Here is a 24,890-nt window from a genome sequence, read left to right on the forward strand (position 1 = left end):
ATAGTAGCTTGTGACAGGAGAGTACAACCTATGAACTTCGATCCAGTTAGTACCGTTACCGCATGGCTTAGTGCCTATGGTTTGATCGCACTTTTCGCTATCACTTTTGTGGAGCGTTTCGTTCCGGTAATACCTTCTTATGGATTGCTACTTGCTGTTGGGATTGCAGCAGCGGAAGGAACTTGGTCGCTGTCAATTGCTTTCCTGGTGACCGTTACAGGCAATACCTTAGGGGCTACCGTCTTCTTTTACATTTTTAGAGGGCTTGGTGATTCACGCTCTATGCGGTTTCTCAACAGATTAGGGCGACTTTTCGGAATGCCTGCTTCTCGCATCACTCACTGGATTACATCTTTTCGGCGAAACCAGACCGTACTGGCCTTTGCGCTTCAACTCGTGCCTACCATCAGGCTATTCGCTCCTGCCTTTGCGGCTCTTCTACGCAGTCACTCAGGGAGTTTCCTGATGGCCTCGGCTGCTGGAATCGTGATTTGGAACGGCCTATTTATTAGCATCGGTTACTTCGCTTCCTATTGGTCAACTGCTGAAAATACAACGCTTCTAACCCTGGTAGCGCTCGGTTTTCTGTTGTGTTTAGAAATTGTCCTGTTTTGGCTTCTGCGACGGGTATCAAGTCGGCGGAATGTAATAAGAAGCACCGAATGCGCGCATGCAACCGACTTTCTTCCATCTATAACTCGCGTTCAGGAGCATCGGTTATGAAGCAGTGCACGACCACGAATACATCATTAAGTTTTTTCCTGGCATGGGCCAGAAATCCTCTACTTGTCGCTTCCGTTATACCGTCAGGAAGCGCGCTAGCTGGTCTTATCACTTCTGAAATCTCGCGCGAAACTGGGCCCGTGATAGAACTTGGGCCTGGAACCGGGGTATTTACGCGCGCATTGATTGAACGTGGTGTTAAACAAGAGGATCTGACGCTGATTGAATCCATGCCTGAGTTTGCGGTTGCACTCAGTATTCTCTATCCGCAGGCCCAGATATTGAGGATGGACGCCACTCGCCTTCGTATGGTCGACCTTTTCGAAGGGAGACCGGCTGGTGCGGTTATTAGTGGTCTTCCTTTACTTTCTATGTCACCGCGTAAAGTGATCGCGGTTCTGTCGGGGGCGTTTCGTAAAATGAGGCCAGAGGGTGTGCTCTATCAGTTCACTTATGGTGCTCGCTGCCCCGTTTCACAGCGGTTCCAGCATCATCTTGGGATTAAAGCGGAACTGCTAGGCCGCACGTTAGCCAATCTTCCCCCGGCGACGGTCTACCGTTTCCGTCGGGTCACTTCCACGCATTAGCTACCAGTGCTTGGGTCAGGTCATGCTGATATTGCCGCATGTCATTTTATTCGGTTTTGCTGACAGGAAAATTGGATTGACCCGTCGACGTCCGTGCCAAAAACGGAGGATACATAGCTGCTCGCCTGAACAATACCAGCACGTCTGGCAGTGATTCCATCAAGTATCCTGGACGATCGCAAAGATAAAACGGATTTCTGAGCATAGATAGTACTTCTCCGACGGCCTATCTTTTAGAGGCGCACGAAGCAACCTCCTCTCACTGCAGCCCTGATATGGATATAACGGCATGAAGACTACCAACGAATCCCCTCATTTTGCCGCTTTGCTGCTGTTCGCCACGGGCATATTAGCGGTTTTTTTTGCCCTGGCGACTGCTGTAAAGGCGCAGGAAACTGGCAGCGAGAGGCTCTTTCAACAACGATGTGGTTCCTGTCACAGCCTTCAGATTGGCCAGAACGGAATTGGCCCGCATCTCGCGGGTGTTATCGGCCGCGCTGCCGGCAGCATCGAAGGGGCCCGCTATTCGGATGCTATGCGTGATTCAGGCATCGTCTGGGACAATCGCTCGCTCGACACGTTTCTTGCAGCGCCGCATGAGGTGGTTCCAGGCACTCGGATGACCGTCACCGTCCCCGACGACACTCAGCGTGCGGCGATCATCGACTATCTCGAAAATCAGTAACCCTCCCAGGAGAAGCCGTCATGACAGCGTTTACAATCAATGGGCGTGTGGTGGATGTCGACGCCGCGCAAGACACGCCGCTTCTATGGGTGATCCGGGAGCATCTGCAGCTCACTGGCACCAAGTTCGGCTGCGGCATCGCGCAGTGCGGAGCCTGTACGGTTCATATCGATGGCGCGCCGACGCGCTCCTGCGTGACTTGGCTCGAGGACGTGGCTGGCCGTGAAGTAACAACGATTGAGGGGCTGTCGCCAGATGCGAGCCATCCGCTTCAAAAGGCCTGGATCGACGAACAGGTGCCGCAATGCGGCTATTGCCAGTCCGGACAGCTCATGCAAGCAGCTGCACTTCTTGAGAGCAACCCCAATCCCACGCGTGAGCAGATCATTGAACATATGGACGGTAATATCTGCCGCTGCGGAACCTATGTGCGGGTTATCAGCGCCATACAGCTCGCCGCACGGGAGGCCTGAGACATGACCAAGACAGTCAAGATTTTCAGTCACGCGATTTCTCGGCGCAGCTTCCTTATTTCGGTTGGAAGTCTCGGCGTTGCGGTTGCATTCGGCGGTCTAGTTCGTAATGCCTTTGGCGCAACAATGTCGTTGGTCGGTGAGGGCGATTACCTCCCGAATGCGTGGGTGACCATCGCGGGCGATGGAACCGTGACGATCATGTCGCCTGCCTCCGAGATGGGGCAGGGCATCATGACCACTCTGCCGCTTCTCATCGCGGAAGAAATGGATGCTGATTGGGAGATGGTTCGCATTGTTCAGGCTTCATCCGATGCGGATAAATACGGCAATCCTGGCTTCTATGGCATCCAGCTCACGGGCGGCAGCGAATCCACGCGCGGCTATTATGAGCTGCTACGGATTACCGGCGCGCAGACCCGTAAGGTTCTCCTGTCGAGCGCGGCCAACATGCTGGACGTGTCAGTGGGCGAGCTCACAACAGAGCCGGGTAGGGTCGTACATGCACGAACCGGCCGCTCACTCAGTTATGGCCAGATCGCCACAGATGGTTCGCTTCCCGATCCGCTGCCGCAGGTAACCGAGGCCGATCTGAAGCCGACCGATCAATGGCGCTATATCGGCAGGCGTGACATCCACCGCATCGACCTCCCTTCGAAGGTCGACGGGAGTGCAGTCTATGGCATTGATGTGCAGCTTCCCGACATGCTGTATGGCGCAGTATTGCGGGCGCCTGTCCAGGGTGAGCAACCCGAGAGAATTGACGACTCGGAAGCCAGGGCCCTGCCTGGCATCACGCATATTGTTCCGCTCTCCTACGGGGTCGGTATCATCGGCGAGACGGTCGAGGCGACGCGGCGGGCCAAAGATCTGCTTAATGTGACGTGGAGCACATCCTCACGGGTTCGCAACTACACAAGCGACCGCCTGCTGGAACATTATCGCGATGTGGGGCGCGATCTCTCGCAAACGGGCGTTGAGGCGTTCTCGGAGGGTGATGCAGATTCCGCGATCACGAATGCGGCAACGGTCATTGAAGTCGACTACATGAGCGATCTGGTTTGCCATGCAACCATGGAACCGATGAACGCCACGGCGCTGGTGACTGGTGACACTGTTGAAATCTGGGCGCCCACGCAGGGACCGACGGGCACGCAAGGCTTTGCTGCAGAGGTGGTCGGCACGACGCCGGATAAGGTCAAGGTGAACGTGACCCTGCTTGGTGGTGGTTTCGGCCGCAAAGCCGAGGCAGACTTCATCGTCGATGCCGTGTCGCTGGCCAAGGAGGTGGAAGGACGTCCGGTCAAGGTCATCTGGAGCCGCGAGGACGATGTCCGGCACGATAAATTCCGACCACTCGAAGCGCAGCACATTCAGGTTGGTCTCGACGTCAATGGAAATATCACTGGCTGGCGGCACCGTATTGTGGCCGATTCCATTTTTGCTCGTACGAATGCTGAACTGTTCGCAAGCGCGGGTGGGCATGACGACGTGGTGACCGAGGGCGCGCATTTCAACTACACGGTGCCAGGGCACCGGATCGAGTATATCCGTCAGGATAATGGCTTGGATATCGGCTTCTGGTTCGCCGTCGGGGTTGGCTACACCAGATTCAGTATCGAATGCGTTATCGATGAAATCGCAGCCGCTAGGGGAACTGATCCTCTGCAGCTCAGGCTCGAACTCCTGAAGGATCAGCCACGGGCGCGCAACGTCATCGAGACCGTTGGCCAGATGGCCGAATGGGATCGTGAGCGTGATGACCGGGCGTTAGGCCTCGCCTATTCCGATGCCTTTGGCTCTCATTGTGCGCAGATTGCGGAAGTGTCGCTCAACCGGGAAACCGGTGTGATTAGAGTGCATAAGGTCTGGTGTGCTGTAGATCCAGGGGTGGCGATCCAACCGCGCCACATTGAAGGCATGATGATCGCGGGCATCACAAACGGAACCGGCCACGCGCTATTTGAGCAGATCAACATCGTCAATGGCGAGGTGCAGGAAGGAAACTTTGATACCTATAGGGTGATTCGTATGTCAGAGGCGCCTGAAATCGAAGTGGCGGTGGTGCCGACAAGCGGGAGTCCGGTTGGCGGCATAGGCCAGGCTGGCCTGCCGCCGGTCGGGCCAGCAATCGCCAACGCCGTGGCGCGCCTCACTGGCGGCGTGCGGCTCCGGCACTACCCTTTCCTACCTGAACGGGTAAAGGCGGCACTCGGCGCCTGATCGCCTGAAGTGTTGTGCGATCACGATGTCCGACTCACCACGTGGCTTTGATATAACGCCCTGGTGATATGCCCATAACGCGCTTGAAAGCCGTATTAAACGCATGCTCGGATTCATAGCCGACTGACAGGGCTATTCGCGCTAGCGTGTCACGACCGTGAGTGAGCTGCTCCCCCGCAAGCATCATTCTCCAGCGCGTCAGGTAGGCGATGGGAGTCTCACCTGCCTTATGGCGAAAGCGCTCGGCAAATGTAGAGCGTGACATCCCTGCTTGTGTCGCTAGCTCCTGAACTGTCCAGGAGTGTGCAGGGTTCGCATGCATCGCTCTGAGTGCTTTACTGAGTTGAGGATCTTCAAGCGCGGCAAACCAACCAATGTCATTAGAAGATTGCTCCGATAGGTATAACCGTAACGCTTGTACTAACATCATGTGTGCCAGCTGTTGTGCCACCAAGGATGAACCGGGGCGGGCCTCTTGCAACTCTTCCATCATCAGTTCGATCGACCATCGTAGTCTGGCGCGATCAGCCGAGGTCTCGACTCGCATCAGGGGTGGTAACGTTTGCAGCAGTGCCTCTGCGTGACGTCCATTGACTTCAAAACGGCTGCCCACCAGAAATACGTCGCCACCACCGTTATAGGTGACGATTTCGCCGCTACGAGAGGGATCAAGTACTTCGCTGGCTCTTTTAGGCTCGGTGCTCAAGTCGCTGCCTATACGTACGGCTTTGCCACTGGGCAAGACAAAACAGTCACCAGCCTGGAGCAGCACTGGTGCTTCCATATCTTTCATTGACAGCCAGCAGGCGCCTTGCATGACGGCATAGCATTTGATTCGACCAGCTAGATCATCGAGTGTGAGCGCCCATGCACCGCCTGCATCGAAGCCAGCGGTGATATAGCTACGGGGCTTTAGCATTGAGAGTACTTCAGAAAGAGGATCCATATATTACCCGGACGAATGCGTAAACAAAGCGGACTTTAAAGTATAGATCGTTTGGTTGATTCTGCCTACATTGCCAATGCGGCAATTCTTCAGTGGGAAGAATCAATATTCAGGAATAAACATCATGAAAGCAGCTGTTGTGAATAAATTCGGTGCTCCACCATCGTTTGAGGATTTTCGCGAGCCAGTGGCCGGTGAGGGAGAGTCGGTGGTCAAGGTGAATGCCACTGCGCTAAGCCCTATTGTGAAAGGATTAGCGTCAGGCAAACACTATGCGAGTGGTGCAGAAGCCGGATTCATACCGGGTGTTGACGGCGTAGGAGTCGATGCTAGCGGACGGCGCGTCTACTTTCTTTTCCCCAAGGCACCGTTTGGTTCTATGGCAGAGCAGTCATTGGTTACCAATCACATGATGGTGCCAGTGCCAGATGAGTTGCCTGACATACACGCAGCATCCATAGCCACGGCTGGGCTAGCGTCCTGGATCGCGCTTACACGTCGAGCCAAATTGCGAAAAGGTGAAACGGTGATGGTGTTGGGTGCGACAGGCTCAGCTGGTGGAATGGCACTTGATACCGCTCGATATTGTGGCGCAGGTAAGATCATCGCCGTCGGCCGTGATGAGAAAAAACTTCAAAGCCTCAACGCTGATGTGAAGATCGCCCTCAATGACGGCAGCGAGGCAGCATTGCGTGAGCAGTTTAACGAGCGGGTCGATATTGTGCTCGACTTCCTATGGGGTGAGCCCGCTGTACATGTTTTAAGGGCCGCCACTCTAAATCGTGGCTCGGGTGCCGGTGAACCACGTCTCCGCTATGTGCAACTCGGCACCGTGGCGGGAGATGAGATCCCCATTCGCGGCGATATGCTGCGTAGTTCAGGGTTGGAGCTGATCGGAAGCGGCATCGGCAGTGTGGCTGTCAATGAACTCATCCAAGGTGCTGGCGAGTTGCTTGCCGCTGCACCGGCAGCTGGTTTCCATGCCCCGCATAAATGCTTACCGCTTAGTGCTGTGGCAGAGGCCTGGGGCGGAGATCCAAGCGTTCGTTATATTCTCACTCCTGATTCGTAATACAAACAGTGTCTTTTTGATAAAAGGGCGAAGGCTCTTGATATGATGCCATCGGGATCTTGTAGATCCCGATGGTTTTTAAAGCACTAAACGCAAGAAAGTGTAGGCTCTCTTAGTCTCTATTCAAGAACTCCATCACAGCTTTGTTCAGTGCTTCGGGACACTCTTCAGGCAACCAGTGGCCACCACCATGGAGAACGATGCCTGTCACGTCGCTGGAGTAATGACGCATCATATCAATCTGATACTGTCCCATACCGCCATGATCTCCACCGCCGATGGCAAGTGCAGGAATAGTGACCTTTGTCCTGGCCAATTCGTTATTATCTTTTACGCCTTGATTGAGTACCCGGTAGTACTCGAAAGCGGCATTAAGGCTGTGTGGTTTGGCATACGAACTGGCATACAGGACAAGAAGCTCCGGTGTGAATACCTCCTTATTGGCGGCATGAACTTTGATGAAGTGTTCGAAGAAGATGCGCTCCTTGCCTGAGACCAACTTCTCTGCCAACTGCTGCTCTGCGGCAAAGAAACTGAAATGCCATACCAATGATTCACCTTCGGGGGTAAAAGCGGGGAACGAGTAAATACTGACGCCAGGGATCGGTGCCTCCATGTAGATAACACGACGAATAGCATTCTGATGCTGCACCAGCATCGGGTAGGTATTCCAGATGCCGATATCATGGGCGACCAGATCAAACGTCTGATTGCCACTGAATTGTTTGGCAAGCTTATAGAGCAGCACTGCAATATCGGTGGCTCTATAGGAGGGGGGAACAGCCGACTGGCCCAGACCTGGCAAGTCTGGTGCAACGACGGTGAAGCTTTTTGCCAGCGCGGGCATCAGTTGGTGCCACTCATACCACGTTTGTCCAAAACCATGCACCAGATAAACCAGTGGGCCCGATCCGTCTTTGACGTAATGAAGTTTAACGCCGTCGATGGTCTGATACCCACTAGTGAATCCATCGGGGATCGGGAATTCATCAGCGGGGCAAGTAGATGAAGCATTAGAAAACGTATTGCTATGATGTTGGGACACGGATTGATCCTCAATTAATTGATTGGTGGAAAGATAGGCAGAGATCCAGATGGTTACTGCTAGATTGGTAAAAGAGGTTTAGCGATAGGCTTAGTGACTAATTGAAGGGCTCTCTGCGGTGCGTCGTCCTGGTCGGAAACCATGTATCTTTGCCGACCAAGTGATAGCGAGTCCTACTAGGAGCAACAAGGTAAGAGCTAATGGAAATGAGCTAGCTCCCCATGTTTGCAACAGAAAGCCTCCCAATAACCCACCGCCAGCTATAGCGCTGTTCCAGGCCACTACATTCATGGAAAGTGCTACATCAGAGCCGCTACCGGCAGTATCAGCGAGCGCCGTTTGTAGTAGCGTTGCCGCGCCACCAAAGGTAATGCCCCATACTGCGACGCCCAGGTAAACAACAGGGGGATTCAGCGTGCCCAAACCGAATACCAACGTCGTTAGAGCAAATGCTGCCAAGCTTGCCAGTACGGTTGCGCGCAGAAAGCTATCCACCAGCTTCCCGGTGATCCAGATCCCGGCGAGGGCCGCCGCGCCAAATGCTAGTAAAACAAGGTCAATGCGATCGGTAAGTCCTGCCGGAGCTACAAAGGGCGCAATGTAGGTATAGAGAATGTTGTGAGCGAGCATCCACGCGATAACAACCGCCAGTACCGGTCTCACGCCAGGAGTCGTAAACACTTTCAGCAATGGCATACGTTCGTGAGTGGGCTGACCGGGGTAGTCAGGAACTTTGGCGAGTACCCATGCAATCAAGATGAGTGCCAAGGCTGACATTATCCAGAACGCCGCTCGCCAGCCAATCACTGAACCCATAAAGGTTCCAAGAGGGACTCCCAGGGAGAGTGCGATGGGGGTTCCTACCATTGCCACTGCCAAAGCGCGTCCTTGCTGATGAGGCGCCACCATTCGTCTTGCGTAACCAGCAAGCAGGCTCCACGCAAGTCCCGCGGCAACCCCGGCGAAAAAGCGAGCGGCTAGCGTTAACCAGATGTTAGTGGAAAGCGCTGTCGCTGAATTGAAAATGAGAAAACCAACAACGGTTGTTAATAACACGTTACGGCGCCGCCACCCGCGGGTTGCAATCGTGAGTGGGATAGCAGCTAACAAAGATCCCAGCGCATAGGCCGTTACCATTTGACCCGCGAGTGCTGGACTAATGCCAAAGCTCTGGCTGATTTGAGGCAACAAACCCGCTGGCATCGTTTCTGTGACAATGCAAATAAAGCCCGTCATGGCCAAGGCCAGCAGCCCCGCTAATGGTAGGCGGTCAGGTTCAGTTAATTCTGTCTGTGCGGATAAGTAGCTCACAACGAAAATCCTTTAGAAGGTTAAGTAATCTCCGGGCTGTGTTCAGTGCTGTGACATCCCGATTTTTAACTATATATGTATCGATCGGTATAAAACTAGGCGGAACGGAAGTCCCTTGTCAAGTATTTATATACCGAATAGTATATTAGTTGAGTGGGAGAATTTATGGAGTTCAATATGGCAACGATGGGGCGGCCTCGAACCTTTGATCGTGATAAGGCAGTGGAGGAGGCGATGCACATCTTTTGGCAGAATGGCTACGAATCTACGTCGTTAAGCCAATTAAAGGCGGGTATCGGCAACGGTATCTCTGCCCCCAGTTTCTATGCCGCTTTTGGTTCCAAGGAAGCGTTGTTTCAGGAGTGTACACAACGTTATTTGTCCACCTATGCGCTAGTGACGGAATCCTTGTGGGAGGAGGAGCTTGCTCCCCGCGACGCCATCGAAATTACCCTGCGGCGCTCAGCTAAGATGCAGTGTGAACGCGGGCATCCTAAAGGCTGCATGGTAGGGTTGAGCGTCATTAGCACGCCTTCGGATGAAAATGCCGCTGTGATCGCTCCCTTAACGCGTTCGCGTGCAAGAACCCGCGCGGGTATCGTGGCTTGCGTGAAACGTGGTATCGAGAGCAGCGAGCTGCGGGCTGACACCAATGAGCGTGCCTTATCCATGGTGTTTGACTCATTTTTATTGGGGCTTTCCACGCTATCTCGAGACGGTGTTCGTCACTCGGATCTAGATGCTGCTATCACCCAAGTGATGCTAGTTTGGGATGCATCGAGAGCCAAGGGGTAGAGCTGTCGCGTTAGATGAGAGCTTCACTTCGCACTGATAGGCTTCCACGATCTCGGCGAGTGTCGACACGGTTAGCATGGATGCATCACGCATTGATGGGATCAGCCCAACGATATCGCAGAGGTCATCGTCTTCCTCGTGTCGCCGGAGGCGGGCTGGATCAACGGTCAAGTCATACGTGCGAATGGTGGCATCGCTTAAGCAAGTTCAGACACTAAATACCTCAATAACCCGTTCACGGAACCAGCGCTGTGCAGGGTGAGTATCGTTGCGGCGATGCCAGGATAGTGTGAAAGGAACCGGGTCGAGTTCGATCGGCGGGTTTCCCACATAGAGACGCTCCGCTTGGCCGGAAGCTTCCACCACCCCTTCGAGAATCGTCGCGATCATATCCGATGAGGCGACAAGAGCCGGAGCGGCGTAGAGCTGCGGAAGGGTCAAAGCGAGTTGCCGCTTCAGCCCTTGTTTTGCTAAGGCTGTATCCACGACGCCGAAATGGTCGTTCTCGGGAGAGACAAGAAGATGCGTCAGGGACAGGAATGTTTCGAGGTTCAGACCCTGACGAATGGCCGGATGATCTTTACGCAGGATGCAGACAAAGCGCTCTTCAAACAGGGGAACACTAAGAATGCGGCCGGTCGATGTGGGCGGGACGCCGATGGTCATTTCTACTTCCCCGGCATCAAGCATTGAGATGGCATCATCCCGACTGGTGAAATTCCGTACAGCTAGCGTTATGCCCGGAGCTACCTCGCACAGCTTCGCCACCAGCCGCGGCAAAAACCTGAACGCCGGGTGGTCGGACAGGCCGATAGAAAGAGCGACGGTGGATGAAGAAGGATCGAACTCTTGTGTGAAATCCAGAGTGCGCTGGATTTCCGCCAGCGCATGGCCAATCGGTTCGGCCAATTCGAGTGCCCGTGGGGTCGGCTGTAGACCGTTGGTTCCGCGTACGAACAACTCATCCCGGAGCAGAGCACGAAGCCTTGAGAGCGCAGCGCTCATTGCGGGCTGGGTGCGTCCGATCCGTATTCCTGCTCGCGTGACGCTTCGCTCCACCATTAAGGCATCGAAAGCGACGAGCAGGTTGAGATCTATGCCGTGTAGATTCATGAGATGGATGTTAATGCATATCAAAAATCGATTTCAAGTATGTTCTTTGCAGCCCTAAGCTATGAAAACCCTCACAACGAGAACCTTCACAGCGAGCCCCCCATGATTGATTCAACCACTCAGCACAAGGCCAAAGTAGAGAGCCTACCCGCTGAAGAACTCAAGGCTATCGAAACATTCTATCGCGCCTTTGAAGGAAAGCCGGAACTGCTCGACGATGCTGTCGCGGCCGATTGGCAGGATATACCGCTCGCTCCTGGACAAATAGCAGGCCGAGACGGAATGAAACCGCTCATTGCCGATTTCGGAGCTGCGTTTCCAGATGCAAAGGTTACTATCCACGAGATCATCAGTGCTCCTGGCCGGGCCGCCGTGCGAGCCGTGATCTCAGGCACACATGAAGGCGAGTGGTTTGGCATTGCACCGACCGGCAAGACCTGCCAGCTCGCGATTCACGAATTCCACCATATTGCTAACGGCAGATTGACCCACACCTGGCACCTGGAAGACTGGTTTGGATGGCTCAACCAGGTCGGCGCCTGGCCAGCGACTCAGCAGGAGAGCACACGATGAAAGCCATCCGTATCACCGGCTATGAGACCGAACCGAACCTTGATGACGTCTCCCAACCAGTGCCAGCTAGCGGCCAAGTATTGGTTCGGGTTCGGGCCGCCAGCCTCAATCCGCTCGACGTCAAGCTGCAACGCGGCTACATGGAACAGTTCTTTCCCCTGACCTTTCCCTACACGCTAGGCACCGATCTCGCCGGTGTCATCGAGCAGTTGGGGGCGGATGTCGAAGGGTGGGCTCTCGGCGATCAGGTGGTCGCCAGGACCGAACCGACCGCCGGAGGTGCTTTTGCAGAATACGCACTGGTGCCGAAGGAGCTCCTTGCGAAGGCACCTAGTACCCTACCGCTCAAGGAAGCGGCCGGCATTCCGACAGCCGCCGGAACGGCTTGGCAGGCCTTGTTCGAGTCCGCCGAGCTTACTGAGGGTCAGAAGGTGTTGATCCATGCCGGCGCGGGTGGCGTCGGCAGCTTTGCCATTCAGTTCGCTAATTGCGTTGGGGCAAGGGGCATCGCAACGGCCTCGGGTAGCGGTTTAGACATCGTCCGCCTACTCGGCGCCGATATGGGTATCGATTATCGTTGCGAGGATTTCGTCCAGAAGGTATCCGACATTGACGTAGTACTCGATACAATGGGTGGCGAAACCCAGCAACGCTCTTTCGAGGTGCTGCGGTCGGGAGGGCATTTGTTGTCTACCGTCATGCCGCCTGATGAAACGTTGGTCGCGGCTCATAACGTCACTGCCGGTTTCATATTCCATGCATCCGACGGTCAGCGGCTGGCGCGAGTATCGAAGGCGATCGACCAATACGGCTTGCAGGTTCTTGTGGATCGAACAGTGCCGTTTACAGAATTCATTCAAGCATTCCAACATCAGGCCTCGGGGCATGCACGGGGCAAAATCATCATCACATTTGATTGAGCGTGACTGCAGCCGCCAGCTTAGAGCTTGAAGATTGCGGTATTTATCGGTTCAGTCCTGTTAAGTCCTCGCTGAGAGCCCGCAGTGTGTGGCGCGCCGATGCATCATATACCTGCGATATCGCGCGTGACTCGCGCTGACCGTCGAAATATCGGCCAGTTATCGTCGCGCGATCCCGACCGGTTGTAAGGGCGATCACAGCGGCCGCCCCCGTACCAACTGCTGTGCTCGGCGTGATGCCGGCCTGCCGTACCATAGTCGTATCCATGTGAGTGCCGGGGTGGAGCGAATTGGCGATAATCTCTCTTGCATCCAGCCTCTCTGCCAGGTCGATCGTGTACATGATCTGTGCGACCTTGCTTTGCCCGTAGGCGCGATAACCCTGGTAACCGTGCTTGAGCATCACATCGTCGAAGTCAATGGCGCTCTGGCCTGCTGAAGCGACGGTCACAATGCGCGAAGGATCCTCGCCACCGCCCGCTTTGAGCAAGGGCAACAAGCGTTCCGTCAGTAAGAAGGTCGCGAGGTAGTTGATCGCGAAATGTCGCTCGTAGCCATCCGTGCTTTCTCGGCGTGGCCCATCGGGCTTCGAGATTCCGGCATTATTGACGAGAGCGTCAAGATGAGAGCATTCCGCGTGAACCGCATCAGCGAGTCTATGCACGTCGCCAAGAGAGGCGAAGTCCACCTCGAAGAACCGGGCGGTTCCTCCGGCCTGTTCGACGGCATGGACAACGGCCGCTCCGCGTCGCGTATCACGTCCGTGCACCAGAATATGCATGCCGGGTCGTGCAAGTTCTTCGACGACCCGACGGCCAAGTCCATCGGTTGAGCCCGTCACGAGGATTGTCTTGTGTGCGCTCATGGTGTTTCCTCCTGTGCTTCAGATTGTTGTCAGCAACATCTTCTCTTATAGGGGGGCGGTATTACCCGTGTTGCTTCCACTCAAGCTTCGCTGGCAATGCGATTGAGATTGTTGACCGATTCTTCCGGCAAAACTAACTGTGCGGCAGCCAAATTTTCCTGTAGATGTACCAGGGATGATGTTCCAGGGATTAACAGGATGTTTGGGGATCGCTGTAACAGCCAGGCAAGAGCAACCTGCAACGGCGATACCTGCAACGTTTCTGCCTCTTGTTGCAGAATTGTAGACTGCAGCGGTGTAAAGCCTCCTAAGGGGAAGAAAGGGACATAGGCAATTCCATCCTGTGCAAGCTGCTCGATGAGAGTATCGTCATGTCTGTGGGCAAGGTTGTAATGGTTCTGCACACAGACGATAGGCGCAATGGCGCGGGCCTCTTCGATTTGCTTTTCGGTGACATTGCTGACACCCAAATGGCGAATAAGCCCTTCTTGCTGTAGTTCTGCAAGTACTGAAAAGGGTTCAGAGATGGAACCTTCAGCCGGACCGTGCGCAGAAAACATTGCCCGCAAGTTCACCACCTCTATCTGCTCCAAGCCTAGATTAATCAGATTGTCGTGGACTGCCTGCGTAAGCTCAGCCTTAGAGAAGGCCGGAAGCCAGTCACCTTTGTCGTCACGCCGGGCGCCGATTTTTGTGACAAGCGTTAACTCCTTGGGATAGGGATGCAAGGCCTCCCGAATGATTCGGTTGGTGATGTGGGGGCCATAGAAGTCGGACGTATCAATATGATCCACACCGTATTCCACGGCTGCTCTAAGTAGGGCAATGGCGCTCTCTTTGTCCTTCGGTGGGCCAAATACGCCGGGGCCGGCCAGTTGCATTGCGCCATATCCCATGCGCTTGATCTGCCGATCACCTAATTTAAAGGTGCCTACCTGTTCGATGTCGTTCATGAAAGTCTCCTGTTTTTGATTTCCGCCACAAGGGCATAAACACGGCACTGCCTTCAGCTTTCTCCTTGCTCACCACGCACAATGGCCGCCCGCTCCTGGGGATTACGCCGCCGCAGGGATGTCTGGGCGATCGCAGGCGGGACATAGGCCGCTCCTTCCAGCGGCGCCACATCAACGCCCGGCGGGACTATTTCGTCGATCCGGTCGAGGATTTCATCGCTTAACTGCACCTCCGCGCCGGCGAGCAGATCGTCGAGTTGCTTGGGCGTGCGGGGGCCGATGAGAGCGGATGTAATCGCCGGATGCGTCACGACGAAGGCCAGTGCCATGTGGGTCAACGACAGGCCCGCATTTTCGGCCAGCGGGATGAGCTGCTCGACAGCGTCGAGGCTGGCTTCGTCGGACATCGCCTTGGGGAAATATTTCGCGCGCAGCGAGTCCGGTTGCTCTCCACCCTTGCGGTATTTGCCTGTGAGCATACCCTTAGCCAGCGGGCTCCACGCCATCGCTCCCATGCCATAACGCTGGCAGGAGGGCAGCACTTCCCGCTCGATTGAACGGTTGAGAATAGAGTAGGGTGGTTGTTCTGTGCGGAAACGGGCCAGCCCGCGTCGCTCGGCGACCCATTGCGCCTCCACGATGGCGGAAGCAGGAACGGTCGAGGCACCGATGGCGCGCACCTTGCCCTCGCGCATCAAATCGGTGAGAACCGACAGGGTTTCCTCGATATCGGTATCCGGCGCCAGCCGATGAATCTGATAAAGGTCGATGTGGTCGGTCTGCAGGCGGCGCAGCGAGTCTTCGACCGCGCGGGTCAGCCAACGCCGCGACCCACCCCGGCGGTTAGGGTCGTCCCCCATCGGGAGAGAAGCCTTGGTGGCAAGGACGACATCGTCTCGCCGCCCCTTCAGTGCCTTGCCAACGATCTCTTCAGATTCGCCCTGGCTGTAGGCATCGGCGGTATCAATGAAGTTGATGCCGAAATCCAGTGCCTTGTGGATCATGCCGACGCATTCATCGTGATCAGCATTGGCGATTTTCCCGAACATCATCGTGCCCAGGCAGTAGGGGCTGACCTGGATGCCGGTACGGCCAAGTTGACGATATTGCATGGTGCTCTCCTCGTATGATGGCAACGGTGCAGGTGAATCATGTTCACAACAGTCGCGGGAGAGATCCCCGCTGCAGAGCGCTTCTGGCATCTGCCATGAGTCGAGTATGGCAAGCCGAAACAGGATGCACTACAATAAATCGTCCGTATTTAGTTTGCAGGTGTCCTGTGTTGCTCGATCCGCTTGCCCAGGTAGTCACGCTCCTTCAACCCGCTACCCCGTTTTCGAAACGGGGTAGCGGCGCCGGTCGTTGGAGAGTGCTCCGCACAGAGGTCGGGCGCCCTTTCTATTGCGCCATTCTTGAGGGAGCATGCCGTCTCAAAGCCGACGGGCACGACGAGATCGCCCTCGAAGAGGGGGATTTCGTGCTCCTCCCCTCCGCGTATAACTTCTCAATGTCGAGCCACTCGCCCACGACCCCCGAAGACATCGTTCATACCTCCATCGTGTTACCCGATGGCGAACACAGGGTCGGCAACCCAGACGACTCTCCCGATGTCCGCTTTCTGGTGGGTTACTGTGTCTTTCGCTCCCCGGATGCGGCTCTGCTCTCGTCGCTGCTCCCCAAGCTTGTACATGTTCGGGGAGTGGATCGGCTGGCCACTCTCATGCAACTCGTCGGCGATGAAGCGCGTGCGCAACGGCCGGCGCGGGATGTGGTTCTGGAACGCCTGCTGGAAGTCCTGCTCATCGAGGCCCTTCGCTCTGTCGGTACGACGGACACCTCGCCCGGGCTACTGCGCGGTCTTACCGACGAGCGGATTGCGATCGCGATCCGCCGGATACATGAGAGTCCCGAGCGCCCCTGGACGGTTGCACAGCTTGCAAATGAAGCGACACTCTCCCGCTCCGCATTTTACGAGCGGTTTGGTCGCGCGGTGGGCATGGCGCCAATGGAGTACCTGCTCGCCTGGCGTATGGCCTTGGCCAAGGATTTGCTGCGCAGAGAAAAAGCCAGTATCGCTGACGTCGCCGAACGGGTTGGCTACAGCTCCGCCAGCACCTTTAGTGTCGCCTTTAGCCGTCATGTCGGGCTTCCGCCTGCCCGTTATGCCCGGGGTGCTTCGTTTGGGGTGCTACAGGCCGAAGCCGATAGCTCACCGGAGACCGGATCCATTGCTTGAGCTGAAACTCTTAGGCATGCAATCGCGCGGTCGGCTGAGCTTTCACCGTTAGGATCCCAATCCACCATCGACTCGAGTTGCTTCGACTAAATGATCCAATTCAGCTAGTGCTAGCGAAGATGGCAGGTGGCAGATGGGTTACCCCTCCAACGGACATGACCGCGGAGCGCTCAGACGTTTGTGCAGGACGAAGATTGAAATAGGTGTGTATCTGGAACGTTCGGCATATCGGTGAGCAGCGCAAGGGCGGTCGAACTGAAGGGAGATCGCACCTTGCGTTGATAGGCTTCTACGATCTCGGCGAGCACGGACACGGCAAGCGATGAAGCGTCGCGCATGGAAGGTATCAATCCGACGGGCCCGCGGATGCAGTGAGTCTGTCTCTCGGTAAAACCGATTGACTGAAGCCTCTCACAGCGCCGCGCATGGGTAGCTTTGCTGCCAATGGCGCCGATATAGAAGGCGGCGCCTTTAAGCGCCTGGGCGAGTAGAGCCTCCTCCCAGTCCACGTCATGGAAGGCGAGCAGAAATGCCGTCCATGGATCATCGTCCAGCTTGGGAAGCGCCGAAGGAACCGTCAGCGTCGTAACGCGCTCGATTCCTAACCGTTGGGCATCCTGGGCTTCGGCAGTGTCGCGGAGTTGCAGCTCGGTGTGGATGCCGCTTGCCGTCGCCAGCCGGGCAAGCGCCAGACTATCGGCGCCGCGCCCGGCGATGCGCAGGCGGAGCTTGGGCATGTACTGAAAAGACAGAGCACCTGGGGTGGGAAGATGTCCCAATCCGAGCGAGCCCGAGTCAGAAAGCGTGATCGATACCGGCTGGCGCGAGGCGAGCTGATCATGGCAGGCACGCAGAACACTGGCCTGGGTGTTGGGAAGTACGCAAACATCAATGGCACCACCGCAGGGTAGCGGCAAATCGATGAACGGTGAGCCCTTGCCGTACCTCAGGCGTTTGACCCGCCCCGTGCTAAGCGCTTGCCGCGCATGATTGGCCACATCCGCGTCGATGCACCCGCCTGAAATGTAGCCGCAACGGTCACCCGTGGCGGACACGGCCATCAGGGCGCCCGGCATGCGCACGGCGCCCCCTTCCGTCGCAGTCACGATAACCAGTGCCACCTTGCCTTCCCTGCGCCAGTCGAGCCACTGTCCAAGGATATCCTGTGCGTGTTCCAGATACATGTTAGGCCTCGTTGGTCTATGCTCTGCTGTGCTAACCCTGAACATGATCGGAAAGCGGCAGGTGGCGGATTCGTTGCTGCGTAGCGGCAAATAGCGCGTTGGCCAGCGCCGGGGCGAGCGGGGGAATGCCCGGCTCACCCACGCCGCCTAGCGGCGAGCCGATATCGACGATGCTCACCGTCACGGCTGGTGCCTCCCCGATGCGGAGCAACGGATAGTCGTGAAAGTTCGACTGCTCGGCGTGGCCGTCACGAATCGTCACTTTCTGCCTCATGGCGGCTCCGAGCGCATCGATGACGGCGCCCTGTATTTGCGCTTCCACCTGGCCCGGATTGATCGCGCGCCCGCAGTCGATAGCGGCATAAACACGTTCAACCTGGATACCTTCATCGTCAGCTCGAGCCTCGACTACCTGGGCAACGTAGGAGCCGTAGCTTTCTACCACGGCCAAGCCGCGCGAGATTCCCTCTGCCGCAGGCTCTTGCCAGTGTGATATCTCGGCGACCCGGTCAAGGACGGCGAGCATCCTTGCCTGATCGGTGCAGTGGCTTCTGCGAAACTCCAACGGATCGCGGTCCGCTGCCGCAGCGCATTCGTCCATAAAGCTTTCGAAGAAGAAGCCGTTGAAGGAGTGGGCGATCGAACGCCAGGGGCAAAGCGGGATCGGCAGGTCGACCACGGCATGATCCACGACAAAATTGGGGATGACGTAGCGCATGTCCGACAGGCCGCCGAGCGAGAAGGGATCGAAGTTGGCGAGATTGCCCGTCGACTGCGCCCGCTGCTCCGGATCAATGCCGTATTCGCGGCCCATTTGCGGCCCGGAGACGCGAATGCGCATGCCGGTGATCTGGCCGGCCTCGTTCAGAACCGCCCGGAAGCGACACATCATCGTCTGGCGATACTGGCCCTGCTGAACGTCATCCTCGCGCGCCCATAGCACCTTGACCGGCCGACCATCGACGGCGCGGCTGGCGAGCGCTGCCTGAAGGGCGATCTCGCCGTGGGTCTTGCGCCCGAAGCCACCACCCAAATAGGTGGTATTGATAAAAAACCGGTCAGCCGGTATCTGCATCGCATTCTCGAGCGTCATGCGTACGACGTCCTGGCCCTGTGTGCCGATCCATAGTTCTGTTCGTTCCTCGGTGGACTCGGCCGTGCAGTTGATCGGTTCCATGCTGGCATGAGTCAGAAGCGGCACCGAGTATTCGGCCTCGACGACCTGGCCGTCGTCCGATAGGGTTGCCTCAGCCTCGCCCCGCAGCGTGGTGACGGGGGCATCGGTTCGATCCAGTCCCTCGCGAAGCATTGCATTTATCTCATCGGTGGAAAGCGTGTCCGCCGGTGTTCGTGTGAAGGTGATATCCAGGGTGTCGGCTGCTTGTTTGGCCTGCCACCAGGAGTCGGCAACCACCACCATGCCGCGCGGCACGCTAACCACGGCGACAACGCCCGGCATCCCGGAGACGCTGCTCTCATCGAATGTCTCGACATCGGCGGAAAAGACCGGGGCGAGTCTGACGGCGCCATACAGCATGCCTTCGCGCTCGACGTCTATCCCGTATACGGCTTTGCCTGTCACCTTTGCCGGGGTATCGAGACGCGCTACCTTGCGCCCGGTCAGCGTGCGTTCGCTATCGGGTCGGAAGGTTGGATCCTCAGGCATCGGCAGCGCCATGGCGTCTTCCACCAGGTCACCGAAGGGAATCCTTCGGCCGCTGTCGGCGTGGACAATGAAGCCGTTCTCGGCGTGCAAGGCTGCCGCTGCTACGTCTAGACGCTCGGCCGCCGCCTGGGTCAGCATTTGCCGTGCCTGGGCGGCCGCGCGGCGCAGCGGGCCGTGCCAGAAACGGATGCCGAACGAACCCACAGAGCGCATCTGGCCGATGAACGGAATCCTGTAGTCGTCGGAGAGCTGATTCGGCATGCCGACAGTAATACTCGACCAGTCGGCGCCCAGCTCCTCGGCGAGAATCTGGGCCTGGCCCGTGTGGGTGCCCTGGCCCATTTCGCTCGTGGGTAGCAGGAAGGTCACCTGGCCGTTCGTGTCGATGCGGATATAAGCGTGCGAAAAGAGTGAATCCTCTTCCTCTCGTGCCCAGGCCGTGGGGAGACGAAGGGGAATGATGAGCGCGGCGCCTGCCACTAAGGTGCCGCCTAGAAAGGCGCGACGGCTAAAGGATAAATGATGTGTTTTCATTGTTGACCTGTCCTTTCCATAAGTCTTGAGGTGATACGGTGCCGGTTAGCTTTCGGCGACACGGTGTATGGCCGCCCGGATGCGCACATAGGTGCCGCAGCGGCAAAGATTGCCGCTCATTGCGTCATCGATCTGCGCATTGGTAGGGCGCGGATTGCGCGCCAGAAGCGCAGCGGCGCTCATGATCTGACCCGACTGGCAGTAACCGCATTGCGGGACGTCCAGTTCCACCCAGGCCTGCTGGACGGGGTGCGAGCCATCTTCGGACAACCCTTCGATCGTGGTGATGGATCTGCCTTCGGCGCCAGATAACGGGAAAACACAGGCACGCACCGGCTCTCCATCCACATGCAGCATGCACGCACCGCATTGCGCGATGCCGCAACCGAACTTGGTGCCGGTGAGTTTTAGTTGCTCCCGGATCACCCAGAGAAGCGGTGTACCCGGCTCGGCGGTAACGTCTACCGCGCGTCCGTTGATCGTAAATGCTGTCATGGGGGGGCTCCTTGGCCTCATTTCGGGTCGTAGCATGGCAGGGTTGTTGGCTCTTCTCGATTGCTTTAGAGGCAGCAGTTGGCTTCGGCCAAGGCTGCGTTATCTTTTTTAACAAGTTGATGGAGACAATACTTGCCAGCACCTGCGCAAACCTTGCCTTTTCCTGCAGGGGGCGAGGAAGGCCTTCGACATCATGCTAAGTTCAACCTGAATGCGGCAGGGAAACAGATAGATTCGCTCTATTTGGTCGATTCTGAAGTCACAAGTGGAACTGAAAGGATTTGCCCGCCCAGCTCGCCTCCTTTGGGAGACACTTTGCTACAATTTGGTATCGGTACGGCACACTTAAGCGACAAATTGATCGTATTGATTATGCTCTGCATCACGTCTCACCCGGAGCGCTCTCGACACTCTATGCTGCCTATGCCGCAACTAATCCAGAAGCGCACGGTGGGGTTCCTAGGATCCCGTCAATGATTAAAGTGAAGTCGGGGTTGGCGAAGGCGACGCGACTCTATGATGAACTGGCTAAGAAGGCTGGCCAGATATCGGCTGACGAGAGTTTCAGGTTCACGGCGCGGAGGTTAGGGCAATGCACGAGGCCACACATGTAGTCGTCGTTGACGATCATAATGATATACGGGATCTGGTGCGGGAGTATCTCGAGCATCAAGGTTACAAGGTCAGCGTAGCGGAAGGGGGGGCAACCCTACGACGAATCCTCGCGCGACAGACGGTCGACCTGATCATTCTCGATGTCATGATGCCCGGTGAGGACGGTATCTCGCTATGCCGGGAGGTTCGGGCATCCGGAGATGTTCCTATCATATTTCTGACTGCGATGGCCGAAGATACAGATCGTATCGTCGGTCTCGAGCTTGGCGCGGACGATTACCTGGTTAAGCCATTCAATCCGCGTGAGCTTCTTGCTCGAATTAGAGCCGTCCTCCGTCGTGCTACCAGTTCTACGCCGGTGGGTACAATTCTCAATCGTAGGATAGTGCGCATCGGACATTGGAAACTCGATTTAGGGCGCCAGGAGATCTTCGGTGACGATGGTGTTGGCATTCCTCTCAGTACAGCGGAATTTCGTCTTCTCAAGGTTTTCATTGAGCGACCTGGGTTAATACTCAGCCGAGAGCAGCTTCTTGATCTGACGGTTGGGAGGACAGCCGACATCTTTGACCGTAGCATTGATAACCAAGTTAGCCGTCTGCGAAAGAAGATTGAGGAGAATGCCAAGAATCCGTCGATCATCAAAACCCATTGGGGCGGTGGCTACAGCCTGTGTACTGAGGTCGTGTTCGAATGATTCGTCTTTGGCGTAAAAGCTTGGCTATACAAATCATCGGGCTGACGCTAGCGGCGTTAATCGTCTCCCAGGCGCTTACCTTCCTGATTTCCATGGATGAGTACACCAAAAAGTTCGATGCAGGGGTAAAAGCTGAATTTATCAGCCGAGCGTCATCAGTGACCCGCTTGGTGGAATCGCTATCGCCGCCATTGCGAGAGCAGGCTCTGCGTGCAAGTGAAGGCAGTTATTTAAGATACTGGTTGACCGACAGCGACCCTGCGGATCCTAATGCCTGGAGATTAGCGGCCCTCTCCCAGCTTTCCCGGCCTTTGGATAGCGCCGTCGATCCAAACGGAACATTAGGATGGGCTGGCTCTCCCCATCCGAAATTACCGAACGTCGACGAAGTGGCCACTGCAAACGCCGATGACCCATGGTGGACTCCAACTCCCTATTTGTGGATGCTGTCGCAGCCAACCAAGGTGCTCCAATTTTCAGGCAGTCTTGGGTATGGGTACAAGGCGCAACTGGGTGACGGGCGTTGGTTGAATGCGGCCTTTTACCAGCACGATAAAGGTAGTTTGTGGACATCCAAGCCTCTGATTTCGCTTGGGCTTACTGCTATCATGCTCGCTTTGATCAGCATTTTTATAGCAAGCCGTATCGCTCAACCACTACGAAATCTGGCCACAGCCGCTGAAGCTTTAGGGCGAGGGCAAAACCTGCCGCCATTGTTGGAAGAGGGGCCAGAAGAGATCAGGCGCACAGCTCAATCCTTCAATAAGATGCAAAGCCGTCTACATCGTTTCGTAGAGGATCGGACGAAGATGCTTGCAGCGATTGGCCATGATTTACGGACGCCGCTGACCTCGCTGCGGCTGAGAGCCGAATTCGTCAACGACGAAGATATCCAGTGCAAAATGATAGTGACGATTGACGAGCTGCAGTCGATGACGGAAGCCGCGATTTCGTTTGCGCGTGGAGAGTCGATTAAAGAGGAAACGCGCACCATTGATCTGGAAGCGCTTGTGGGGAGTATTTGTGACGACCACGCTGATCTGGGACATCCGGTCACCCATGTCGAGAGCGTTAAGATGAAGTACCGTTGTCGACCAGATAGCCTTCGCCGCGCGTTAAGAAATCTGGTCGAGAACGCGGTGCGTTATGGGGGGGAGGCAAAAGTGTCTCTTCGGGAGACTCCTTCCACGGTTGATATCGTCGTTGAAGACCGTGGGCCGGGGATTCCGGACGACATGAAAGAGAAGGTTTTCGCGCCTTTTGTCCGGCTTGAAACGTCGCGAAACAGACAGACCGGAGGCATCGGTCTCGGCCTCTCGATAGTGCGCGCAGTCGCGCGGCAGCACGGGGGAGATATCTCGTTTTTCAATGGCGAAGCCGGTATGCAAGCCATCATCTCGCTTCCTAGAGAAGGCAGTGTAGATGCAGCGCCAGTGAGAAAAGAGCGCATCTGGCGACTTAAAAGAACTTCACGACCCGTGCAAAGCGCTCACTCACCTAAATAGCCTGTTTCTTGTCCTGACACTCCAGTAACCCATGCCCAATGTTGCGAGGCAAACTCATCACATTGTTTATTGTGATTTAGCGTTAGTGGCACAGTTTGCTACAAAATAACCAAAACTACGGCATATCATGGACACAACCATCACCTACCATCCTCGTTGTCGCCGCAGAGCTTAGTTAGCTCGGCACAGTAATCTCTAGCATAGAGCGAGGACAATATGCCGACACTACCAATGCACCGCTTGAGCAAATTGGCTCCGTACTTTCTCAGCGTTCTGCGAATCTTTGCCGCTGGGTCTTTCCTGACACATGGGACGATGAAGCTTTTCAGCTGGCCCGCCCCTTTCGAGTATCCCCTTAACCCTATGCTTTATACCGCTGGCATCCTGGAGGTAGTGGGCGGGTTGTTGCTATTAATGGGTCTGTTCTCGCGACCAACGGCTTTCTTACTTTCTGGTTTAATGGCATTTGCCTACTTTATCGCGCACAGCTCGAACAGTTTTTTTCCTGTTCTCAACCACGGTGAAGCGGCCATGCTTTATTGCTTCATCTTTCTCTATATTAGTGCCGCAGGCCCAGGCGTGTGGAGCTTTGATGCTTCGCGAGCGCAAAGTCGGGTGGGGTGAGACCGCTGTTTGAAACTATCCCCTCATGCCATCCCTTCATGATAAGTTCCAGCTGAAATGCGGGAGGAGTCCTATGAACTCGCTCAAACAGGCTGTCCGGGCTTATACCAGCCGCTACGCCGACAACCGTGGTATGGCGCTAACCCCGGTGCCGGGTTTACGAATGATGTGCCTCAAGGCGCCCTCTGGCGATCTGCATTCGGTTTACAGGCCGCTGATATGCCTGGTACTGCAGGGTGCAAAGCGCTTGATAGTGGGGAATGAGGAACGGGTTTTTTCTAGCGGGAAGTCTGTCCTCGTTAGTGCTGACATGCCGGTCACCGGACGGGTCGTGCAAGCAAGCCAGAGCGAGCCCTATCTGGCGATCGCTGTCGAACTGGAGGTGGCGCTGTTGCGCGAACTCACCGCCCATATCGATACCCCCCGCCCGCCGCGCACTTCAGGGATGCCTACGCTATTCGCCATCGACACCGAAGCCGCACTGCTCGATTGCGCATCACGGCTGATGCACCTATTGGATCGCCCGGAAGCGGCGCCGCTCTTGAGCCCAGGAATCATGCGGGAGCTGCACTATTGGCTCCTGTCTGGGCCTCACAGTAATGCTTTGCGGACGCTGGCAGACCCGGACAGCCATGCAAGCCGTCTTGCCGCCGCCATTACGGTACTCAGAGCTGAGTATCAGTCGCGTGTGCCCATTGAGCGACTTGCGGCAGAAGCGGGAATGAGTAGCACCTCGTTTCACAAGCACTTTAAGCACATGACGTCGCTCACGCCGGGGCAGTACCAGAAGCGACTTCGCCTGATTGAAGCGCGCCGTTTGATGCTCAATGAAGGGTTTTCTGCGAGCAGCGCTGCTTTTGAGGTGGGCTACGAGAGCGTGCCCCAGTTTACCCGTGAATATGGGCGGCTGTTTCAGAAGCCGCCGAAACAGGACGCTTTGCGAGCTCGAAGATCTATTGAACATAGAGTATCGCCGTTAACGGTTACCACAGCGTGACCTTTGCGTCCCATTGAATGCGTAAAGCGTGTTGGCCACTATGCCTTTTGCTA

General features: G+C 56.1%; 24 protein-coding genes. 14 read left to right on the forward strand and 10 right to left on the reverse strand.

Annotated features, from left to right (window positions below; translation table 11 throughout):
• The first annotated feature begins 30 nt into the window (after positions 1-30).
• The 5 genes from E0L35_RS03865 (at position 31) to E0L35_RS03885 (ending at position 4,691) form a co-directional block, all read left to right on the forward strand.
• The gene (locus E0L35_RS03865) at positions 31-723 is read left to right on the forward strand and encodes a VTT domain-containing protein (protein WP_138799660.1); all 693 of its coding nucleotides are present in this window, start codon (positions 31-33) and stop codon (positions 721-723) included.
• Positions 720-1,310 carry a phospholipid methyltransferase gene (locus tag E0L35_RS03870; protein ID WP_138799661.1) on the forward strand — a complete coding sequence of 197 codons (591 nt, stop codon included), beginning with the start codon at positions 720-722 and terminating at the stop codon, positions 1,308-1,310. The genes E0L35_RS03865 and E0L35_RS03870 overlap by 4 nt, the downstream gene beginning before the upstream one ends.
• Before the next feature lie 289 nt (positions 1,311-1,599).
• On the forward strand, positions 1,600-1,995 hold the full coding sequence (locus tag E0L35_RS03875; RefSeq protein WP_138799662.1) for a c-type cytochrome: 396 nt from the start codon (positions 1,600-1,602) through the stop codon (positions 1,993-1,995).
• Between the two features lie 20 nt (positions 1,996-2,015).
• Positions 2,016-2,468 carry a (2Fe-2S)-binding protein gene (locus E0L35_RS03880; RefSeq protein WP_138799663.1) on the forward strand — a complete coding sequence of 151 codons (453 nt, stop codon included), beginning with the start codon at positions 2,016-2,018 and terminating at the stop codon, positions 2,466-2,468.
• A gap of 3 nt (positions 2,469-2,471) precedes the next feature.
• Complete coding sequence (locus tag E0L35_RS03885) at positions 2,472-4,691, forward strand: molybdopterin cofactor-binding domain-containing protein (RefSeq protein WP_138799664.1); 2,220 nt, start codon at positions 2,472-2,474, stop codon at positions 4,689-4,691.
• Positions 4,692-4,725: 34 nt separating this feature from the next.
• On the opposite strand, the gene E0L35_RS03890 is transcribed toward E0L35_RS03885, so the two are convergent.
• Entirely contained in the window at positions 4,726-5,637 is a 912-nt protein-coding gene (locus tag E0L35_RS03890) for an AraC family transcriptional regulator (protein ID WP_138799665.1), read from the reverse strand.
• 124 nt (positions 5,638-5,761) lie between these two features.
• Here E0L35_RS03890 and E0L35_RS03895 point away from each other — a divergent pair, with 124 nt between their 5' ends.
• Positions 5,762-6,709, forward strand: coding sequence for a zinc-binding alcohol dehydrogenase family protein (locus E0L35_RS03895; RefSeq protein ID WP_138799666.1), 948 nt, complete (start codon positions 5,762-5,764; stop codon positions 6,707-6,709).
• A 112-nt stretch (positions 6,710-6,821) separates the two neighbouring features.
• Here E0L35_RS03895 and E0L35_RS03900 read toward each other — a convergent pair whose 3' ends face one another.
• Positions 6,822-7,754 (reverse strand): alpha/beta hydrolase, encoded by a 933-nt coding sequence (locus tag E0L35_RS03900; RefSeq protein ID WP_283241528.1) that lies wholly within the window; start codon positions 7,752-7,754, stop codon positions 6,822-6,824.
• A gap of 90 nt (positions 7,755-7,844) precedes the next feature.
• Positions 7,845-9,065 carry an MFS transporter gene (locus tag E0L35_RS03905; protein ID WP_249362083.1) on the reverse strand — a complete coding sequence of 407 codons (1,221 nt, stop codon included), beginning with the start codon at positions 9,063-9,065 and terminating at the stop codon, positions 7,845-7,847.
• A gap of 177 nt (positions 9,066-9,242) precedes the next feature.
• Here E0L35_RS03905 and E0L35_RS03910 point away from each other — a divergent pair, with 177 nt between their 5' ends.
• On the forward strand, positions 9,243-9,860 hold the full coding sequence (locus tag E0L35_RS03910) for a TetR/AcrR family transcriptional regulator (protein WP_053857125.1): 618 nt from the start codon (positions 9,243-9,245) through the stop codon (positions 9,858-9,860).
• A gap of 207 nt (positions 9,861-10,067) precedes the next feature.
• Here the strand turns inward: E0L35_RS03910 and E0L35_RS03920 are convergent, their stop codons facing one another.
• On the reverse strand, positions 10,068-10,973 hold the full coding sequence (locus tag E0L35_RS03920) for a LysR family transcriptional regulator (RefSeq protein WP_138799668.1): 906 nt from the start codon (positions 10,971-10,973) through the stop codon (positions 10,068-10,070).
• 102 nt (positions 10,974-11,075) lie between these two features.
• Here E0L35_RS03920 and E0L35_RS03925 point away from each other — a divergent pair, with 102 nt between their 5' ends.
• Both E0L35_RS03925 and E0L35_RS03930 read left to right on the forward strand, forming a co-directional pair.
• Positions 11,076-11,546: an ester cyclase gene (locus E0L35_RS03925; protein ID WP_138799669.1), complete on the forward strand. Its 471-nt coding sequence runs from the start codon at positions 11,076-11,078 to the stop codon at positions 11,544-11,546.
• Positions 11,543-12,466, forward strand: coding sequence for an NADP-dependent oxidoreductase (locus E0L35_RS03930; RefSeq protein ID WP_138799670.1), 924 nt, complete (start codon positions 11,543-11,545; stop codon positions 12,464-12,466). The genes E0L35_RS03925 and E0L35_RS03930 overlap by 4 nt, the downstream gene beginning before the upstream one ends.
• A 43-nt stretch (positions 12,467-12,509) precedes the next feature.
• Here E0L35_RS03930 and E0L35_RS03935 read toward each other — a convergent pair whose 3' ends face one another.
• The 3 genes from E0L35_RS03935 to E0L35_RS03945 form a co-directional block, all read right to left on the reverse strand.
• Positions 12,510-13,331 (reverse strand): SDR family NAD(P)-dependent oxidoreductase, encoded by an 822-nt coding sequence (locus tag E0L35_RS03935; protein ID WP_022519868.1) that lies wholly within the window; start codon positions 13,329-13,331, stop codon positions 12,510-12,512.
• Positions 13,332-13,411: 80 nt separating this feature from the next.
• Entirely contained in the window at positions 13,412-14,284 is an 873-nt protein-coding gene (locus E0L35_RS03940; RefSeq protein ID WP_138799671.1) for an aldo/keto reductase family oxidoreductase, read from the reverse strand.
• A gap of 53 nt (positions 14,285-14,337) precedes the next feature.
• Positions 14,338-15,396 carry an aldo/keto reductase gene (locus E0L35_RS03945; RefSeq protein WP_022519656.1) on the reverse strand — a complete coding sequence of 353 codons (1,059 nt, stop codon included), beginning with the start codon at positions 15,394-15,396 and terminating at the stop codon, positions 14,338-14,340.
• A gap of 170 nt (positions 15,397-15,566) precedes the next feature.
• Between E0L35_RS03945 and E0L35_RS03950 the strand changes: the two genes are divergently transcribed.
• A complete protein-coding gene (locus E0L35_RS03950; RefSeq protein ID WP_138799672.1) occupies positions 15,567-16,520 on the forward strand; it encodes an AraC family transcriptional regulator in 954 nt (317 codons plus the stop codon).
• A gap of 170 nt (positions 16,521-16,690) precedes the next feature.
• Here E0L35_RS03950 and E0L35_RS03955 read toward each other — a convergent pair whose 3' ends face one another.
• Genes E0L35_RS03955 through E0L35_RS03965 form a run of 3 tightly spaced genes read right to left on the reverse strand, consistent with a single transcriptional unit; the run spans position 16,691 to position 20,399 of the window.
• Positions 16,691-17,704, reverse strand: coding sequence for an XdhC family protein (locus tag E0L35_RS03955; protein WP_171051111.1), 1,014 nt, complete (start codon positions 17,702-17,704; stop codon positions 16,691-16,693).
• 31 nt (positions 17,705-17,735) lie between these two features.
• Positions 17,736-19,904, reverse strand: a complete 2,169-nt coding sequence (locus E0L35_RS03960) for a molybdopterin cofactor-binding domain-containing protein (protein ID WP_138799674.1) — start codon at positions 19,902-19,904, stop codon at positions 17,736-17,738.
• Positions 19,905-19,949: 45 nt separating this feature from the next.
• Complete coding sequence (locus E0L35_RS03965; RefSeq protein WP_022519653.1) at positions 19,950-20,399, reverse strand: (2Fe-2S)-binding protein; 450 nt, start codon at positions 20,397-20,399, stop codon at positions 19,950-19,952.
• A gap of 592 nt (positions 20,400-20,991) precedes the next feature.
• Between E0L35_RS03965 and E0L35_RS03970 the strand changes: the two genes are divergently transcribed.
• The 4 genes from E0L35_RS03970 to E0L35_RS03985 all read left to right on the forward strand — a co-directional run bounded on the left by E0L35_RS03970 (position 20,992) and on the right by E0L35_RS03985 (position 24,837).
• Positions 20,992-21,711, forward strand: a complete 720-nt coding sequence (locus E0L35_RS03970) for a response regulator (protein WP_138799675.1) — start codon at positions 20,992-20,994, stop codon at positions 21,709-21,711.
• Positions 21,708-23,216, forward strand: coding sequence for an ATP-binding protein (locus tag E0L35_RS03975; RefSeq protein WP_138799676.1), 1,509 nt, complete (start codon positions 21,708-21,710; stop codon positions 23,214-23,216). The genes E0L35_RS03970 and E0L35_RS03975 overlap by 4 nt, the downstream gene beginning before the upstream one ends.
• Positions 23,217-23,432: 216 nt before the next feature.
• Entirely contained in the window at positions 23,433-23,840 is a 408-nt protein-coding gene (locus tag E0L35_RS03980) for a DoxX family protein (RefSeq protein WP_022519649.1), read from the forward strand.
• A 73-nt stretch (positions 23,841-23,913) separates the two neighbouring features.
• Entirely contained in the window at positions 23,914-24,837 is a 924-nt protein-coding gene (locus E0L35_RS03985) for an AraC family transcriptional regulator (RefSeq protein WP_022519648.1), read from the forward strand.
• Positions 24,838-24,890: the final 53 nt, after the last annotated feature.

This window comes from Halomonas sp. ATBC28, assembly GCF_005937175.1.
GTDB classification, from domain to species: domain Bacteria; phylum Pseudomonadota; class Gammaproteobacteria; order Pseudomonadales; family Halomonadaceae; genus Vreelandella; species Vreelandella titanicae.